Source organism: Chryseobacterium paludis (assembly GCF_025403485.1).
Taxonomy (GTDB): Bacteria; Bacteroidota; Bacteroidia; order Flavobacteriales; family Weeksellaceae; genus Chryseobacterium; species Chryseobacterium paludis.
In genome coordinates, this window is sequence record NZ_CP099966.1 from 3,720,946 (window position 1) to 3,739,620 (window position 18,675).

Consider the following 18,675-nt stretch of genomic DNA (forward strand, 5'->3'; position numbering starts at 1 on the left):
AGAATGTTTGAACATATTGAATTTAAAAAAAATAAATTAGCTCTCAGCAGATTTATTGATATCGATAGTATAAGTGAATTTATCCGAACGATAATAGCCTATATTATATTCTACAGGTTTCCCATTGATATCATAAACAAAACGTTCGCGTTTCAACAACGGAAAAGTAGCAGAAACTTTTAGTTTCTTTCCTATTACAGCACCAGCCTGACAAGCGCTTATGTTTTCCCGGGATCGATGCACGATAATTCCATATTGTTCCTGTAGCATACTATACAATGGGATATTAAAATCATCTTTTTTATCAATACCAATTCTTGGATGAAAATAGCTTTCAAAATATACAATTGGATCCCCTGAGTTCTCTCCCTTCAACTTAGAAAGCTTAAATATTTTTTTATCAGGTGTACAATTAAAGAAATTACATATTTCTTCATTGGGCTGTATCATTTCCGTCTTTAGTGACTGGTTGATCACATTGATGCCTTTTTCCAGCATTTCCCGCGTAAAGCTATACCAGTGATCAAGTCCTGTTACCAGACTTTTCTTTTCAGATATTCGGGTTCCGACACCTTTTTTACGAACAATAAGTCCTTCATGCTCCAATTTATTGGTTGCCTGTCGGATCGTATTCCGGGAAACTCCCCAAAGATTAGCCAGATCCACTTCCTTTGGTAATAAAGCTCCTTTTTTATACACTTCCATTTTGATCAGTTTGCGGAAAAGCTCTTCTACCTGTACATGTAGTGGTAATTTGCTGTTGTGATCAATAGTAAAGTCTTTAGTTAGTATGTTCATACATATGATAAAGTGTAAAGGTAATAATTTTTTAATTCCAGATTGATTTTTTTTTAATTAATTCAAAATATGGTTCATTTAAATTGAAAAACAGCACCAATATTGATGCTGTTTTGTTGATATGATTTAAATAATTAAGATCTAGAAAGTCACATCAAGACCTACATAAAAATTCGCTTTCATAATAGGCGCGTAAACCATTCCGCCATCAAAATAATTACCAAAAGGATTTTTAAAATCTACAATTGCATTCTTTTGATTGTAAGAAGTTAAATTCTCACCACCAAAATAAGCCCTTATTTTTTTGTTGAAACTTCTTGAGACTTGTGCGTTTAAAACGGCATAAGAATTAGAATATCCTGCCAATTGAAATTCGGATGGGTTACTTGATGTATCAGGAAGTCTTTGTTTTCCAACCCAGTTTAATGTTGTATCAAAGCTCCAATATCCACCATTATTATTTTTATTGGTAGAATAAGCGAGGTTTACAAACCCACGGTTTTTAGCCATAAAAGGAACCTCTCTTCTTCCATCCAGATAATCTGCCTGTACATCATAATACTTATAAGCTACTTTTACCTCGAAGTTTTTTAAAGGAATGAAATCCCACTGTACCTGTAAACTATTAGCAAAAGATTTTCCTTCAAGATTATAAAGCACCAGTTGCTGAGGTGATCTGTCAAGATCAACCATCACCTGATCCTGAAAATCTGTTCTGAAGAAATCTGCAACAATAGAAGATTTTCTTCCGAAAATTTTAAATTCCTGTTGTAAACTTGCGCCATAATTCCAGGCTATTTCGGGTTTTAGACCATAAATATCACCCCCATTCTGTATGATCTGAATCGTACGGTTAGAAGCGAAATATTGTTGATTTTCTGCAAAAACAGAAGCCGTTCTGAAACCTCTTCCAGCTGATAATCTTAAAATAGTTTGTGGAGTGAAATCATATTTAAAATTTAATCTTGGAGTAAATTGTGTCCCCGCTAGATTATGAAAATCGACCCTTGCTCCAGCTACCAAAGTATATTTTAATCCTGTTAATGTATATTCGGCAAAAGCTCCCGGTACAATCTCATTTCTTTTGTAAGGAGTTGTAAGGTAGGTTTCATCATAACCATCATACATAAAGCTTGCTCCAGCCTTATATTTATGATTAGTATTCCCAAGGATACTTTCAAAAATTAAATTTGAATAAAATGTATTCTGTTTCCCTGAATAATTTCTCAACCCGAAAAAGCTATCCTGCTGGTGGTAAACATATTGATTCATCCAACCCAGGCTCTGGTAAGGCTTTCCTTTAAACACATAACCTGTTTTATTCCACACCTGAAATCTAGAGATATCAATTCCTACTCCATAAGCATTCTGCTTATCCTGAGCCAGTTTTTTGTCAAAACCGGTTTGCCCTGCAGTTCTGTTATCCTTAACAAAATTAATTCCGAAATGAGAACCAAATCCGGACTTTTCAAGATCATTATAATTGAGAAGGTATGCTGTATTAATCTGTGTTCCTTTCGGACGGTCAAGAAAACCATCATCATTCATATCTGTATTTCCAAAAGTTCCATTTCCGTGTAATAGAAAGGTCTGTGACCATTTCTCATTGATAGGAGAAACACTCGTAATATTAGCTTCAGCTCTTCCATTGAAGTCTGAAAAAAGATTTAATGAGGTTTCTGGTTTTTCTGAATTTTTTAAAAGTTCAGTGTTGATTTGTCCGGTAATACTTTCATATCCGTTAGTAACGGTGCTTCCACCTTTGGTAAGCTGGATACTCTCGATCCATCTCCCAGGAATGAAATTTAATCCATAAGCCGATGCCAGACCTCTGATTTCAGGTAAAAGTTCTTTTGTTAAACTGGTGTATTTTTGATCAAGTCCTAACATTTTAAGCTGTTTAGTTCCTGTAACAGCATTGCTAAAAGAAACATCCACTGTAGCATTGGTCTCAAAGCTTTCTGATAAATTACAACAAGCAGCCTTTAATAATTCCTTTTTATCAATATTAAAAACCAAACCCGCATCTTTCTTACTTAATGAAGTAGGCGCTCTGGAGGCAGATAATTTTACTTCTTCAATATTTTTTTCGTGATTACCTTGATCCTGACTGGTTGAAGAAGTTGAATCAGTTTCTTCATGATGTTCAGGCTTTCCAAGTTCATCAACATGTACACCTGCTCCTTTTTCTCCTAACGCAACATTTCTGTCATAAAGACAACAGTCTGGAAGGTGATTATAAACACTGTCCGAAGATTTATACTTTTCATTATCATGTCCCACATCAGCAATCTTTTTTAAAATTTTATCTGCTGAGGTTTTTGTAGTATCGAAATCTAAAATAACAGATTGTTTTTCAGCACTCCATTCTGCAGAGCTCGCTCCAGCGTCTTTTGCTGCTTTTTCAATTCTTGCCTTACATGAAGCGCAATTTCCTTTTACATAAAATTCATTGTCTGCTTTAGAAGCCTGAGCTGATACAGTGGTACTTGAAGGCTGAAGATCTCTTGCATAATGACAACATCCGGGAAGGGCTTCATAAGTTTCAATGGATGCTTTGAATTTCTCATTGTCATGACCGGCCTCGGCTACTTTTTTAAGAATATCATTAGTGGAAATAGTGCCTTCAGTTTCTAAAGTTAATGTTTGAGTGTCAATAGAATACCTTGCTGCTTTTGCACCCGCTTTTTTAGCTGTGGTTTCTATTCTTTCTTTACACATTTCGCAGTTTCCTTTTACCTGGAACTGACTTTTAAGATCTTGAGCAAATATAAATTGAATAGATAGTAGACATATACCAAGAATCAACTTGGAAATAAATAATTTCATTTTGTTTAAAATTTAGATTAATTAAAAAACAGCTCATTAGTGGTCTAATGAACATCCATATATTTAATTAAGCTAGCTTGGGCGGTTCCCAAATCTCTTTTAAACGATCCGAAAGGTGAGGATCACAATACTGAAATTGTAGTTTTTTATTCGCTTTGTAATAAGATATTTCTAAAAGCAAACCTTTAGAAAAAGGCGTTTCTATGAATGAAAAACAAGCTACACAGGTCGAACAGCAATCGTCATTACATGATGATTTTGATTTTTCGTGACCTTTAGTTGATTTCGACTGATGATTTTTACAGCAGTCTTCTTTTTTAGACTCTGCTTTACAACATGTTTCCTGAGCTGCCTTTAGAACGAAGTTATCTTTAGGAATCAAAAAGATCCCTAAGCAGAAAATGATGGTTATGATCTGAAATAACTTCACAATGGCAAAATTACAAAAATTATGGTAAAGGATCACCTACTTTCACAGAACAATTATGGAAAGGCTCTCCATGAGCAGGATTTAATTTTGGTTTATCACCGCTCGCCAAACTTTGCTGTGGTGTTGAAGCCGGTGTATTTTGTACGACATTTTGTACTGGTTGTACAGCCGGAGCAGGTTTACTGTTTAAAGGCTGTCCCACAGGAATATCACATCGGTGTCCCGGTTGTCCATGTGGAGGATTCATGCCAGGAGCAGTTTTTACCGCTTTCCCAGTTTTATCAACCGTGAATTTCCCCGGTTGTAAGGAATTAGGGTCTATTTGAATAGTTTGTGATCCATTCTTATTAACGACAACATTTTGAGTAGCTTGAGCCTGTGTTGGAGCAGGTTTGCTGTTTAGAGGCTGTCCTACAGGAATATCACATCGATGCCCCGGTTGTCCGTGAGGAGGATTCATGCCTGGAGCAGTAACTGCAGTAGGAGCTGGCGTAGCTGTATACTGTGCATTGGTTTTAATTCCTGCTTGATCTAAAATTGAAGTTTTGGGTGTATTATTAACAGTAACAGCCGGTTGCTGAACAGATGCTTCTTCTTTGACATAGGTTGCTCTTTCGTCTTTTTTGCAAGAAACTGTAAGTATTGAAACAGCAGCAAGACCTAAAAATGTATTTTTCATATCCTATCGTATGAAACAAAATTAGCAAAACATTTTCAATTGTTTTGCTAATTTTATATTTATAATCTTATTTTGGAATTAATTCTTAACCAAAAGTCTGAATCCTTCTCCGTGTACGTTGATGATTTCCAATCCTTCATCATCTTTCAAAAGCTTACGAAGTTTAGCGATATAAACGTCCATACTTCTTGCTGTAAAGTAGTTCTCTTTCTTCCATATCTTTCTTAGTGCCAGATCTCTAGGCATGAAATCATTTCTATGAATACAAAGAAGCTTAAGCAATTCATTTTCCTTTGGAGAAAGTTTATATTCTTTATCGCCCACTCTTAATTGTCTTAGCATAGAATCAAAGAAGATATTGCTGATTTTAAATTGTTCCTGTTCTTCATTTTCTAATGTTGAACTTCTTTGAAGGATTGCTTTGATTTTGTATAAAAGCAATTCAGTATCAAAAGGTTTTGTAATATAATCATCTGCCCCCAATTGATATCCTTTCAAAATATCTTCTCTCATATTTCTTGCAGTCAAGAAAATGATCGGGGTGTTTTTATCAATCTTTTTTACGTCTTCCGCTAATGAGAACCCATCTTTTTTAGGCATCATAACATCGAAAATACAGATATCAAATTCATTTTCTGTGAATTCTTTTAGCCCCTGCTCTCCATCTGTTGCAAGAGTTACTTCAAAATTATTTATCGTTAAATAATCTTTCAATACCGCTCCAAAACTCTGATCGTCTTCTACTAATAATATTCTGTTGCTCATAATTTTAAAAATTAAAAATTAATAATAAGAATGAACTTCCTCACTCTCTCTTCTGTTATATTTGTTATTTGGTTTATCTTTTATTTATTCCAATTATCCCTTTTAGGTCATTGGAAGTTTTATAGTAAATATGCTTCCTTCTCCTTTGTTCGATTCTACTATAATCTGACCTTTATGCAGTTCTACAATTTTCTTAACATAGGAAAGCCCTAGGCCTTGTCCTTTTACGTTATGAATATTTCCTGTTTCTTCTCTGAAAAACTTTTCAAAAATTTTCGTTTTGTTCTGGGTTTCCATTCCCATTCCTTTGTCTGAGATCTCAATAACATAGAAATTGCCTTCATTTCTTGTTTTTATTTTGATATCAGGAGTATCAGGAGAATACTTATTGGCATTATCCAATAAATTCACCAACATATTTGAAATATGAAATTCATCAATTTTAAAATTGTACTTATCAGCAGTGAACTCTTGGGTAAGAGAACCGTTTCTCTGGGTTACAATAAGATTGAAAGACTCCGTTGTTTTTTTGATAAGTTCTCTTACATTGGTTTCTTTCAAAAATAAATTAACTTCATTTCTTTCCAGTTTAGACATATTAAGAACATTTTCCACCTGTTTCTTCATCCTCAGGTTTTCCTGTTTTATAAGACTTGAGTAATATCTAACTTTTTCAGGGTTGGTCGCAATTTTGTCATTGGCTAAAGAATCTGTAGCCACTGAAATAGTTGCTAAAGGAGTCTTAAACTCGTGAGACATATTATTGATGAAGTCGGTCTTTATTTCTGCAAGCTTCTTTTGTCTCATCATATAATTGATAGAGATGATATAGATTCCTAAAATAGTCAGTAATGAAAGGAAAGTTCCCAACAGCATTGGCCAGTTATTCATGGCTAATGAATATTCCTTTTTAGGAAAAACTAAAGCCAGATTATATAAAGTCCGTTCTTTTTTATCTGTAAAAAGTGGGTAGCTATAGGTATTGTTATCCTTTTTCTCTTTATAAACCTTATTGAAAACGGTGGTAAGTGTATTATTCTTATCCGTAACACCAAAACCAAATTTAGCGGTAATACCCTTCATCTTCAATTCCTTTGTAAGAACTGAGTCCAATATCTTATCATCCACTCTTTTAGTAATAGGAAGATTGTTTCCATATACTTTAGCAAACTCCTTCATCGAATAATCACCGCTTTCTATATCCTGATTGATATCGGTCGTAAGGAGTTCCCGGTTAGTGGTATCTCTCTTCAGCTTATAAGCTGCTTCGTCAGTATATAATGTAGTAAGTTTTAAAGAATCTCCTTTTTTAGAAATTGGGAGCTGAGTTTTTTCAATGATATTTTTAGAATAAATAATCTGTCTTTGTGTCCCGGAATCCTGAACTTGTTGAATCGTAGTCAGGGATGGCTGATTATTATTTGAAATGACATTTTTCCTGAAATTTTTAAAATCCTCATTCAGGTACTTTTCAACTTCAATTTCGGAGATGTTTTTAGCAGTGTTTTCCAATGCTGAATAGACTTTATTAGAAAAGTCTTGTTCCAGGGCACCGTAATATCCTTTCAGCCAATAAAATTGGAGTGTAACAAAGACAATCAGTGAGATCGTCATGAACACTGAAATTATTGGGATGAACTTATTATTCATTATCTTTTTTTAAGTTGTTTGGAATGATGAATGTTAAAATTAATTGTTTTAAGACTTCATAAACAAAAAACGAGCCAAAAAATTGTATTTTTTTTCTTAAAACTATGTTTTTTAACATTTTTTTATAAATCGTAAAAATTACTTGTCATATGAAAAGCGTTGCCTACAAATAAAGAACTAAGTTTGTTAAAAATAATTACGTATGGAATCAAGTATCATTTTTAACAAAGATTTTGACTCGAACAGTGTTTATGTTATGAAAGTCTATGACGCTGATGTTTCAAAAGTGTGGGACTATTTTACCAAATCTGAATTATTGGATCAATGGTGGGCTCCAAAACCTTGGAGTTGTGAAACGGTAAGCATGGATTTTAAAGAAAATGGAGTTTGGTATTATGCCATGGTTGGTCCTGAAGGTGAAAGAATGTATGGACAATTGAAATACGGAGAAATTATGGAGCATAGAAGTTTTGACGGTGTAGATGCTTTTTGTGATGACAAGGGAAACATTAATCAAGACTTTCCACAAGCACAATGGCTTGTTGGATTTACAGGAATAGAAGAGGGTGCAAAAGTGACGGTCAATATTCATTTTGCATCTCAGGATGCCATGAAAAAACAAATTGAAATGGGTTTTGAAGATGGTTTTAAAATGGGGCTGAGTCAGCTAGAAGAAATTCTTAAAGCTAATTAGTCAATTTGAAATCTTCAACAATAAAATAGAAAATAATAGGGCGGGCTTAAGCCCGCCCTATTATTTTAGGCAAAAAAAATATGATAATGAAAATAATTCAAATTGTCATATTATCATTTCATTTTATATCAGTTCTTCGTCCTGAAAATACTGAATAATTGCTTTTTTCATGAGCAATGTCTGTTCGTTGGTTCGTAATTCCGGAAGATCCTCCAATTTTTCAAACTGTGGCCATCCATCTTCATAATGCGTAAATTTATAATAACCAAACGGTTCTAATAATCTGCAAACAGCAATATGAAGGATATTTAATTTATCGTCTTTTGAATATTTTTGCTGACCACTTCCCAATTCCTGTAAACCAATTAAAAACAATACTGTTTCAATAGGTGGATTTTTTTCAGTCTCAAAATTCTCTTCAAAAAACTGTTCTATTTTTTTCCAATATTCGGATTCGTTAATCATTCTTTTTTATTTTCTAATTTCAATAGAAATGCATATTCCAATGCATCTTCTTTAAGTGATTCAAATCTTCCACTCGCTCCGCCATGTCCTGCACTCATATCGGTTTTAAAAAGTAAAAGATTGTCATTGGTTTTCAGCTCTCTTAATTTTGCCGTCCATTTGGCTGGTTCCCAATATTGAACTTGAGAATCATGCAAGCCTGTTGTGACAAGCATATGTGGATAATCTTTAGCTTCTACATTGTCATATGGAGAATATTCCTTCATATAATGATAATATTCTTTGTCATTCGGATTACCCCATTCATCATATTCCCCTGTTGTTAAAGGAATTGTTTCATCCAGCATTGTTGTTACAACATCTACGAAAGGAACCTGTGCAACTATACCATTAAATAAGGTTGGTTCGTAGTTAATAACTGCTCCCACTAATAATCCACCGGCACTTCCACCCATCGCATAAAGATGGTTAGATGAAGTGTAATTTTCCTTTATTAAATATTTCCCCGCATCTATAAAATCAAAGAATGTATTCTTTTTAAACAACATTTTCCCATCTTCATACCATTCTCTGCCTAAATATTCTCCACCACGGATATGTGCGATGGCATAAATAAAACCTCTATCTAAAATGGAAAGTCTTACATTAGAAAAACTTGCATCTACGGTATGTCCATAACTTCCATATCCATATAATAGTAAGGGTGTATTTTCAGATTTTTTGGTGTCTTTATGATAAACCAGGGAAATGGGAATTTTTGCTTCTCCATCTCGGGAATCTGCCCAAATTCTTTCAGAAATATAATTTTCAGGGAAGAATTTTCCACCCAAAACTTCCTGTTGTTTCAGAAGTATGGTTGTTTTGTCTTTCATATTATATTCGTAGGTAGAACTTGGCTGTGTTAAAGAAGTGTAGCCATAGCGTAAAATCTCTGTGTCAAATTCTAAATTAACGCCGATATAAGCGGTATAGGTAGGATCTGAAAATGGGAGATAGTAAGATTCTTTGGTTTTTTCTTCAATGATCTTTATCTGTAACAGACCTTGCTCTCTTTCTTCAAGAACAAGATAATCTTTAAATATTTCAAAACCTTCCAGTAAAACTTCGGCCCGATGAGGAATTACATCCACCCAGTTTTCCATTCCGCAATTGTCGATTTTAGCTTTTACAATTTTGAAATTGAAAGCTTCATCAGCATTGGTGATGATGTAAAATTCATCTTCATAATGCTCTACTGAATATTCCAGATCATCTATTCTAGGCTGAATGATCTTCCAGTCGGCAAAAACATTGTTGGAAGGAATAAAACGATGTTCATCAGAAATAGTGCTGGAGCTCGCAATAAAAATGTATTGTAAAGATTTTGTTTTGAAAACATTGACATCAAACGTATCGTCCTTTTCATGGAAGATTAAAATGTCTTCTGATGGCTCTGTTCCCAGTTTGTGTCTGTATACCTGAAATGCACGTAAACTTTCATCCTTTCTGATGTAAAAAACGTGTTCGTTATCATTGGCCCAAACTCCTTTTCCTGTTGTGTTCTCAATTTTATCTGAAAGAATTTCTCCAGTTTCTAAATTTTTGAAATTGATCGAATAAATTCTTCGTCCCACATTGTCGGAAGAAAAAGAAGCTAATTTATTATTGGGGCTTACAGCAATACTTCCAACTTCGAAAAAGCTTTCTCCCTCTGCAAGGATGTTGACATCAAGAATAATCTCTTCAGGGTTTTCCAGGCTCTTATATTTTCTACAGAAAATAGGATATTCTTTTCCTTCTTCATAGCGAACCATATACCAATACCCATTAAAAAAATAGGGTAGAGATTCATCATCCTTTTTGTAACGGGATTTCATTTCTTCATAAAGCTCCTCCTGAAAATCTTCAGTTTCCTTCATCATGAAGTCTGAATAAGTATTTTCCTCTTCAATATATTTTATAACTTCAGGATTCTCCCTTTCATTAAGCCAGAAATAATTGTCTGTCCTTTTATCGCCGTGTATTTCGAGTATTTTTTCTATCTTTTTTGGTTGGGGAGCTTTCATCCGGGGTATTTTAATTTTTTATTGGTTCGAAAGAGCATCATTTTATACTTTCACTTTGAAAAATATATGTAGACATTTTATTCAATATTAATTTTTGTTCAAATTTAATTAAAAAAAAGCCATCTTTCCTTTTATTGAAAGACGGCTATATTTTATGTGATATTAAAAACTACTTATGAAGGCTTTTAATATATTTTTCAAGTGCCATGGTCATGGATGGTGTTTCCTTGGTAGGAGCCATTACATCTACTCTTAGTCCCGCTTCTTCAGCTGCATTTAAAGTAGTATTTCCAAAGACGGCAATCTTGGTCTCATCTTGTTTGAAATCTTCAAAATTCATCTGTAACGATTTAATTCCTTGTGGACTGAAGAATATCAACATATCATAATCTTTAATATTGATATCGCTTAGATTACTGCATACCGTTCTGTACATGATTGCTCTTGTCCAGTCAATATTTGCAGTGTCAAGTGTCTTAATCGTATCCGGACTTAAAACGTCTGAAGACGGTAATAGATATTTCTCAGTTGGAAATTTTTTGAAAAGAGGTAATAGATCTGAGAAGTTTTTCTCCCCAAAGCTGATTTTTCTCTTCCTGTAGACGATGTGTTTTTGAAGATAGTTAGCAATCGCTTCAGACTGGCAGATGTATCGCATCGTATCCGGAACAGCAAAACGCAGTTCTTCAGCTAGTCTAAAGTAGTGGTCTATCGCATTCTTACTGGTAAAGATAATGCCAGTATACTGCGTTAGATCTATTTTTTGTGTTCTAAGTTCTTTATTGTCAACTCCCTCTACGTGGATGAACGGACGGAAATCAATCTTTATTTTTTCCTTCTTCGCTATATCCAGGTATGGAGAAGACTCACTAGGCGCTGGTTGAGAAACCAATATAGACTTTATTCTCATCATTGACTTTTATTAAAAAAATAACAATTTCCAAAGCAACAATAATGGCGCTATTTGGAGGGTGCAAATATACAAAAATTTATAATACCATTTTTCAGGTAAGATGTTGTTCTTGTGAAATAAATAGAAAAAAACCTTAAAAATAAACACAAAAGAAAAGAATGCTAAATAGTAAAAAAATATTTTATTTCTGTCAATTGGGAAATAATAATGGGTAACACACAGAATTATTAATAAAAATGAAAGAATGAAATAAAATTTAGTGGAGGTAAAGTAAAAAATTAACCATTTTTTTGTGTCTCCTATACTTTGATAAAATAAAAAGCCTAAAGTAGATTTTGTTAAATAAAAAAGACTGATTGCTGATAAACAATATCCAAATTTATTCATTTGATACCCCAATACTTGTAAATCGGCAATATATTTAGGGACAACTGGAATGTATTGTGATAATAATACGGCTAAAGTAAGTGTGATTACACAGGATGTGATGATCCAGCTAGCTAAATTATTACTGGCATCAAAATATTTTTGAAGCAGAAAATCTTTTAGATTGGCGCCTCTTTCTACGATATTAATCATAAAAAGATATAAAAATATGCAGCCCAGCAATATAAAGATCACCCAATCATTGTTCTCAGGAATCCTTACATGGTTTACGAAATTTTGTGATAATAGCAACCGATTGTTTTTTGCAAAATTATAGAATATTTTGTATAAAATAAAAAGGTTAAATAAACTATCTTTGCAAACTGAAATGAAAAAACTCGTCATCATTCCAACTTATAACGAAAAGGAAAATATTGAAAATATTATTTCCAAAGTTTTTGCATTGGAAGAAGACTTTCATATTCTTGTTGTAGATGACTCCTCTCCTGACGGAACGGCAGAAATTGTAAAAGATCTGCAAAGAAGATTTTCTCATGGTCTTCACCTTTCAATAAGGCATGTAAAAGACGGCTTAGGGAAAGCTTATATTCATGGGTTTAAATGGGCACTTCAAAATAATTATGATTATATTTTTGAAATGGATGCAGATTTTTCTCATAATCCAAATGATCTACCCAAATTATATGAAGCTTGCTTAAACGCAGATATGGCAATTGGTTCGCGTTATTCAAAAGGAGTAAATGTCGTAAACTGGCCAATGGGAAGGGTATTGCTTTCCTATTTTGCATCCAAATATGTAAGATTTATTTTAGGACTGCCTATTCATGACACTACAGCTGGATTTGTCTGTTTTTCGAAAAAGGTTTTGGAAAATATCGATTTGGAGAATGTAAGGTTAAAAGGTTATGGTTTTCAAATTGAAATGAAATTCAGAACTTTTAAAAAAGGCTTCAAAATTGTAGAAGTACCTATTATTTTTACCAATAGAATTTTAGGAGAAAGTAAAATGAATGGCGGAATTATTCATGAGGCCGTTTTTGGTGTTTTAAATTTAAAATGGAAATCATTAATTAACAGATTATGAAAAAATTGATTTTTCTTTTTGTTTTGATGTTTGTATTTTCTTGTAAGAAATACGTTGATACACCTAAGAATCTTGTTTCCAAAGATAAAATGTCTGAAATACTGGCTGATCTTGCAATCAATGATCAGGCAACTTTTATGTTTCAGAATACGAATTTAGAGAGTGGAACAAGATATGTTCTTAAGACCCACAATGTAAAAGCCGATGACTTTGTAGAAAGTTTTAAATATTATGTTGTCGAACAAAAGATGACTGATATTGCTGATGAAGCACAGAAGATAATACTAAAAAAAGATCCTAAAGCGGATAAATATGTAAATGATAAACTAAAGAAGAATAAAAATCTTCCCACTTTGTCAAACTAATTTAAATGTAGAAAGCGCACCAGTTGGTAATGTAAAAGCCAGTGGCAATGAATTAATAAAACAGAAGAATGAAATTTTTTAATATAGAAAAAACCTCTGAGGGGAAAGCTAGAGCCGGAGAACTTACTACCGATCATGGTAAAGTTCAGACGCCTATTTTTATGCCGGTAGGAACTGTTGCGAGTGTAAAAACGGTTCACCAAAGAGAATTAAAAGAAGACATTAAAGCCCAAATTATATTAGGGAACACATACCACCTATATCTTCGTCCAACAATGGATGTCATGCAGGAAGCAGGAGGGCTTCATAAATTCATGAATTGGGATCTTCCTATTCTTACGGATTCAGGAGGTTTTCAGGTGTTTTCACTTTCAGGAAGCAGAAAAATGTCTGAAGAAGGAGTGAAATTTAAATCTCATATCGACGGAAGCTATCATCTTTTTACACCTGAAAAATCAATGGAGATCCAAAGGCAGATCGGGGCAGATATTTTTATGGCTTTTGACGAATGTGTTGCTTATCCTAGTGAGTATAACCAGGTAAAAGCGTCCATGGAAATGACACACCGCTGGTTAAAAAGATGCATTGACTGGAATGAAAAAAATCCTGAACTATACGGTCATAAACAAAGGTTTTTCCCTATTGTCCAGGGTTCTACATATTCTGATTTAAGAAAAATTTCCGCTGAGGTTATCTCGGAAGCAGGAGCGGAAGGAAATGCAATCGGTGGTCTTTCTGTAGGAGAACCAGAGGAAGAAATGTACAGGATCACAGATGAGGTAACAGATATTCTACCTAAAGAAAAACCCAGATATCTGATGGGAGTTGGTACTCCATGGAATATTTTGGAATCGATTGGATTAGGAATCGATATGATGGATTGTGTAATGCCTACAAGAAATGCAAGAAATGCTATGCTCTTTACATGGCAGGGAGTAATGAATCTAAAAAACGAAAAGTGGAAGAAAGATTTTTCGCCTTTAGATGAGTTTGGGACAAGTTTTGTAGATAAAGAATATTCAAAAGCATATGTCCGCCATTTGTTTGTTTCAAAAGAATACCTTGGAAAGCAGATAGCATCCATTCATAATTTAGCTTTTTATTTAGATTTGGTAAAAGTTGCGAGAGAACATATTATTGCTGGCGATTTCTATGAGTGGAAAAAATCAGTTGATCCTATTCTTAGACAAAGATTATAAAAGAAGATTATGTTTACAATTATAGATAGATATATCATAAAAAAATATCTTGGAACTTTTGGTTTCATGCTCATATTGTTGTCTATAGTTGTTTTAGTAATCGATGTCCAGCAGAAGATCCCAAGGATTGAAAATGCAACGGCTATTGATGCTAAATTAAATTTAACCTATTTTCTTGTCCATTTTTATCCGTTCTGGATCATCAACCTGGTCATGACATTTTTGTCTATTTTGGTATTTATTTCGGTAATTTATTTTACCTCCAGAATGGCAAATAATACTGAAATTGTTGCTGTTATCAGTAGTGGTGCCAGTTTTCACCGTTTTGCAAAACCATATTTGTTGACCTCATTGTTTATTGCATTTCTGTCTCTTGCAATCAATCATTTTGTGTTGCCCTGGGCAAATATTAAGAAGAATGAGCTTGAGGCATATACATACAACGCAGCAAATAAAGAAAAGGTCTTAGGAACGGCTCCTGTTACGGCACAGCTTAGCAGAACAGAATATATTTTTATCAATTCATGGAATAAGAGAGAAAGGAGAGGTTCCGGTTTTATATTTCAGAAATTTGATAAAGACAGAAGGATGCTTTATGAACTAAAGGCATCTGACGTATATTGGGATGTACCCAAAAAACAATTTGTTTTGAATAACTACGCCGAGAAAACCATCAATAAAAATAATTCTGAAAAACTAGCGAATGGACCCGAATTAAGAAAAAGCTATGGCCATGCTCCGGAAGAGCTCTTTCCAAATGAGTTATTAGGACAAAATAAAACAACTCCAGAACTTTTGAAATTTATTCAGCGGGAAAAAGAAAAAGGAAACAGTAATCTGAATACCCACTTGAATGAATTGTATCAAAGGACTTCAATGCCTATTTCTATTGTTATTCTGACGTTTTTAGCGCTTTCTCTTTCCTCACAAAAGAAAAGAGGTGGTCTTGGAATTAATTTAGCAATTGGGATCTCTCTTGCCTTTATTTTTGTGTTTTCATTTGAAGCATTAAAGGTAGTCTCGGAAAATAAAAGTATGTCTCCAGCACTGGCTATGTGGTTTCCGAATCTTATCTTTTTACCTATTGCGTTATATCTGTATCTGAGAAGAGCAAATCAATAGAGAAGCTTAATTTCTTTGTGGTAAAAAGAACGTATACCTTCTTCCAGTTCGATCCAGATTTCTCCCTTTTCATCGGAGAATTTTATGATGCCATTTTGTCTCTTTTTGTCGATCTCGAAAACAGAAATTTCATCTTTTCTAAATAGATTTTGATTGAATTGTTTCATTATTTCTCCCTCTGAAGGAATATTATTCAGTTTTTCAACCAGGAAATCATGTAGCTTTAAAGTGAATTCCTCAAGATCGAATTTTCTGCCTGTCAGCGTTAGAAGTGAACCAGCATTGGAAATTTCATCAAACTTCTCCTGAAGAATATTTATTCCTGCTCCAATGATGAAATAATTTTTTTGATTAATTTTTTTCTTTTCGATCAATATCCCTACTATTTTCTTACTTTTAAGAATAATATCATTGGGCCATTTTATCTTTACATCACTTTCAGTCATATTGGCAAGGAAATCCCTGATAACAATTGCGGTATAATAATTGAACATAAAATCCGTGAGCTTGAAATGATTAGTGCCTACAGCTAGTGTGTATGCGAGATTTTTTTCAGCTATGGAAGACCATGTATTTCCGTATTGACCGCGGCCTTTAGTTTGGTTAAATGTATGTAAAGCAATAAAATCTGAATTTTCGTAAAGTAAAAACTTTGAAATTTCGTCATTAGTAGAAGAACACTCTTTTAGATAGAATAGTTGAGCCATTAAGAAAACTTTAAGACTTTAAAGGGTTAAAAGTAAGGCTAAAGTAAAGAAAAAACAATAAATTTGCAGATTATAGTATTTTTTTAATGAATAAGACAGTAGAAAAGCAAGAATTAATAGATAAAATCGTTGAAGCTATCCAAGATGTAAAAGGAGAAGACATTATGATCTTCGATCTTTCCAACATTGAAAACTCAGTGGCAGAAACGTTTGTAATATGTAGTGGAAACTCAAACACACAAGTTTCTGCATTAGCAGGAAGTGTAGAGAAGAAAGTGAGAAACGAACTTCAGGATAGACCTTGGCATGTCGAGGGAACTGATAACGCAATGTGGGTTTTGGTAGATTACGTAACAGTAGTTGTTCACATATTCCAAAAACAGGTACGGGAGTACTATGATATTGAGGAATTGTGGGGTGATGCTAAAATTACCAAAATTGAAAATGAAATTTAATTTTAAAAAGTATAAATGAACAATAAAGGATTTAACTGGTTTTTTCCAATTGCAATCATAGCACTTTTGTTATTTTTTGGATCCAATTTTTTAGGAGACAACAGTGCAAAAGCTATCGATGAAGATGGTTTCTTCAGAGAAATGCAATCGGGAAAAGTTCAGAATATTATTATATATAAAGACACTGAAAAGGCTGACGTATTCCTGACTCAGGCTGCTAAAACGGCTATGGTGAGTAAGACCGCCAAAGAAAACAATCCGTTATCAGCATTCGAAATGGCTCCTAAAGCAGATTACACTGTAAAATATGGAGACCTACAGCTTTTCCTTCAAAAATTTGATCAGATAAGAGCAGATAATGCGACTATCAAGACCACAAAAGATTATGGTGCAGGTAAAAATCCTTTTATGGATATTTTATTTTCAGCATTGATATGGATTGCTATTTTGGGATTATTCTATTTTCTTCTTTTCAGAAAGATGGGGGGTGGCGGAGGACCTGGAGGACAAATCTTCTCTATTGGTAAATCCAAAGCAAAGCTTTTTGATGAAAAAGAAAGAATTCAGGTAACATTTAAAGATGTTGCAGGATTAGAAGGCGCCAAAGAAGAAGTACAGGAAGTTGTAGATTTCTTGAAAAATTCTGAAAAATATACAAGACTTGGAGGTAAAATTCCAAAAGGAGTTCTATTGGTAGGTCCTCCGGGAACAGGTAAAACTTTATTGGCTAAAGCAGTAGCAGGAGAAGCAAAAGTTCCTTTCTTTTCACTTTCCGGTTCTGACTTTGTTGAAATGTTTGTTGGAGTAGGTGCATCAAGAGTGAGAGATCTATTTGCCCAGGCAAAAGCGAAGTCACCAGCAATTATCTTCATCGATGAGATTGATGCAATCGGACGTGCCAGAGGGAAGAATAATTTCTCAGGAGGTAACGATGAGAGAGAAAATACCCTGAATCAGCTTCTTACTGAAATGGATGGTTTCGGAACGGATGTAAATGTAATTGTAATGGCTGCGACCAATAGAGCGGATATCTTAGATAAAGCCTTGATGAGAGCAGGACGTTTTGACCGTTCGATCTATGTGGATCTTCCGGAATTACATGAAAGAAGAGAAATTTTTGATGTTCATTTAAAGAAGATCAAATTGGATGAAAATGTAGATAGAGACTTCTTAGCAAAACAGACACCAGGATTCAGTGGAGCTGATATTGCAAATGTTTGTAATGAAGCAGCACTTATCGCAGCAAGAAATAGTCATACATCAGTTACAAAACAAGATTTTCTTGATGCTGTAGACAGAATCATCGGTGGACTTGAGAAGAAAAACATGGCTATCAAGCCTTCTGAAAAGAAAAGAGTGGCTTACCATGAAGCAGGTCACGCTACAATTTCTTGGCTGGTTGAGCATGCGTCACCACTTTTAAAAGTAACGATTGTTCCAAGAGGACGTTCTTTAGGAGCAGCTTGGTATCTTCCGGAAGAAAGACAGCTTACTACTACAGAACAGATGTTAGACGAAATGTGTGCTACATTAGGAGGTAGAGCAGCAGAGCAAGTAATATTTAACAATATTTCAACAGGTGCACTTTCTGATCTTGAAACTGTAACAAAAAGAGCTCAGGCAATGGTTACGATCTACGGATTAAGCCCAAATATTGGTAATATTTCTTATTATGACAGCTCAGGGCAATCTGAGTATAATTTCGGAAAACCTTATTCTGAAGAGACAGCAAATAAAATTGATGTTGAAATAAAATCAATTATTGAAAATCAATATCTAAGAGCAGTGCAGATTCTTGCTGATAATAAGGATAAACTAGATGCTTTGGCAGGTAAACTTTTGGAAAAAGAAGTGATCTTCCGTGAAGATTTAGAGGAAATATTCGGAAAGAGAGCATGGGACCCTGAATTAACAGAGAGACCTGTAACGAATACCATTCCATTATTAAAGGAAAAAGAGGAAGAAAGTGAAATTCAGGCTCCTGAGAGTCCGACTCAACTTTAAATCCTTAAAAAATAAAAGAAATAAAACCTGGTAATTTCAAAATTGCCAGGTTTTTTCATATTTAAAGCTACATTTTTAGAATCT

The 18,675-nt window shown here is 34.0% G+C and carries 18 protein-coding genes; 7 read left to right on the top strand and 11 right to left on the bottom strand.

Annotated features, from left to right (window positions below; genetic code table 11):
* Positions 1-36: 36 nt before the first annotated feature.
* From NG806_RS16890 to NG806_RS16915, 6 genes are all read right to left on the bottom strand, one after another.
* Positions 37-798: a GntR family transcriptional regulator gene (locus tag NG806_RS16890; protein WP_214830540.1), complete on the bottom strand. Its 762-nt coding sequence runs from the start codon at positions 796-798 to the stop codon at positions 37-39.
* 141 nt (positions 799-939) lie between these two features.
* Positions 940-3,627 carry a TonB-dependent receptor domain-containing protein gene (locus NG806_RS16895; protein ID WP_261510800.1) on the bottom strand — a complete coding sequence of 896 codons (2,688 nt, stop codon included), beginning with the start codon at positions 3,625-3,627 and terminating at the stop codon, positions 940-942.
* 67 nt (positions 3,628-3,694) lie between these two features.
* Entirely contained in the window at positions 3,695-4,057 is a 363-nt protein-coding gene (locus NG806_RS16900; protein ID WP_261510801.1) for a hypothetical protein, read from the bottom strand.
* Between the two features lie 19 nt (positions 4,058-4,076).
* On the bottom strand, positions 4,077-4,736 hold the full coding sequence (locus NG806_RS16905) for a hypothetical protein (protein WP_261510803.1): 660 nt from the start codon (positions 4,734-4,736) through the stop codon (positions 4,077-4,079).
* A gap of 78 nt (positions 4,737-4,814) precedes the next feature.
* Entirely contained in the window at positions 4,815-5,501 is a 687-nt protein-coding gene (locus NG806_RS16910) for a response regulator transcription factor (protein ID WP_007842513.1), read from the bottom strand.
* Positions 5,502-5,603: 102 nt separating this feature from the next.
* Positions 5,604-7,151, bottom strand: a complete 1,548-nt coding sequence (locus NG806_RS16915; protein WP_214830547.1) for a sensor histidine kinase — start codon at positions 7,149-7,151, stop codon at positions 5,604-5,606.
* 202 nt (positions 7,152-7,353) lie between these two features.
* Here NG806_RS16915 and NG806_RS16920 point away from each other — a divergent pair, with 202 nt between their 5' ends.
* Positions 7,354-7,845, top strand: coding sequence for an SRPBCC family protein (locus tag NG806_RS16920; protein ID WP_214830549.1), 492 nt, complete (start codon positions 7,354-7,356; stop codon positions 7,843-7,845).
* A gap of 123 nt (positions 7,846-7,968) precedes the next feature.
* Here the strand turns inward: NG806_RS16920 and NG806_RS16925 are convergent, their stop codons facing one another.
* The 4 genes from NG806_RS16925 to NG806_RS16940 form a co-directional block, all read right to left on the bottom strand.
* Positions 7,969-8,310, bottom strand: a complete 342-nt coding sequence (locus NG806_RS16925; RefSeq protein WP_214830550.1) for a hypothetical protein — start codon at positions 8,308-8,310, stop codon at positions 7,969-7,971.
* Positions 8,307-10,355, bottom strand: coding sequence for a S9 family peptidase (locus NG806_RS16930; RefSeq protein ID WP_261510809.1), 2,049 nt, complete (start codon positions 10,353-10,355; stop codon positions 8,307-8,309). Before NG806_RS16930 ends, NG806_RS16925 begins: the two co-directional genes overlap by 4 nt.
* A gap of 169 nt (positions 10,356-10,524) precedes the next feature.
* Positions 10,525-11,265: a uroporphyrinogen-III synthase gene (locus NG806_RS16935; RefSeq protein ID WP_214831314.1), complete on the bottom strand. Its 741-nt coding sequence runs from the start codon at positions 11,263-11,265 to the stop codon at positions 10,525-10,527.
* A 12-nt stretch (positions 11,266-11,277) separates the two neighbouring features.
* Positions 11,278-12,042, bottom strand: a complete 765-nt coding sequence (locus NG806_RS16940; RefSeq protein ID WP_315941733.1) for a DUF4271 domain-containing protein — start codon at positions 12,040-12,042, stop codon at positions 11,278-11,280.
* Here NG806_RS16940 and NG806_RS16945 point away from each other — a divergent pair.
* The 4 genes from NG806_RS16945 to NG806_RS16960 all read left to right on the top strand — a co-directional run bounded on the left by NG806_RS16945 (position 12,023) and on the right by NG806_RS16960 (position 15,425).
* The gene (locus tag NG806_RS16945) at positions 12,023-12,739 is read left to right on the top strand and encodes a polyprenol monophosphomannose synthase (RefSeq protein WP_214830557.1); all 717 of its coding nucleotides are present in this window, start codon (positions 12,023-12,025) and stop codon (positions 12,737-12,739) included. The genes NG806_RS16940 and NG806_RS16945 overlap by 20 nt on opposite strands.
* The gene (locus NG806_RS16950) at positions 12,736-13,104 is read left to right on the top strand and encodes a DUF4296 domain-containing protein (protein ID WP_214830559.1); all 369 of its coding nucleotides are present in this window, start codon (positions 12,736-12,738) and stop codon (positions 13,102-13,104) included. Before NG806_RS16945 ends, NG806_RS16950 begins: the two co-directional genes overlap by 4 nt.
* A 68-nt stretch (positions 13,105-13,172) precedes the next feature.
* Positions 13,173-14,303 carry a tRNA guanosine(34) transglycosylase Tgt gene (gene tgt / locus NG806_RS16955; protein WP_261510812.1) on the top strand — a complete coding sequence of 377 codons (1,131 nt, stop codon included), beginning with the start codon at positions 13,173-13,175 and terminating at the stop codon, positions 14,301-14,303.
* A gap of 9 nt (positions 14,304-14,312) precedes the next feature.
* Entirely contained in the window at positions 14,313-15,425 is a 1,113-nt protein-coding gene (locus NG806_RS16960; RefSeq protein WP_214830563.1) for an LptF/LptG family permease, read from the top strand.
* Here the strand turns inward: NG806_RS16960 and NG806_RS16965 are convergent.
* A complete protein-coding gene (locus NG806_RS16965; RefSeq protein WP_214830565.1) occupies positions 15,419-16,132 on the bottom strand; it encodes a biotin--[acetyl-CoA-carboxylase] ligase in 714 nt (237 codons plus the stop codon). The genes NG806_RS16960 and NG806_RS16965 overlap by 7 nt on opposite strands.
* 86 nt (positions 16,133-16,218) lie before the next feature.
* Here NG806_RS16965 and rsfS point away from each other — a divergent pair, with 86 nt between their 5' ends.
* Together rsfS and ftsH are read left to right on the top strand one after the other, a co-directional pair.
* Positions 16,219-16,587: a ribosome silencing factor gene (rsfS, locus tag NG806_RS16970; RefSeq protein WP_200242114.1), complete on the top strand. Its 369-nt coding sequence runs from the start codon at positions 16,219-16,221 to the stop codon at positions 16,585-16,587.
* 15 nt (positions 16,588-16,602) lie between these two features.
* Positions 16,603-18,591: an ATP-dependent zinc metalloprotease FtsH gene (ftsH, locus tag NG806_RS16975; RefSeq protein ID WP_214830567.1), complete on the top strand. Its 1,989-nt coding sequence runs from the start codon at positions 16,603-16,605 to the stop codon at positions 18,589-18,591.
* Positions 18,592-18,675 lie beyond the last annotated feature (84 nt).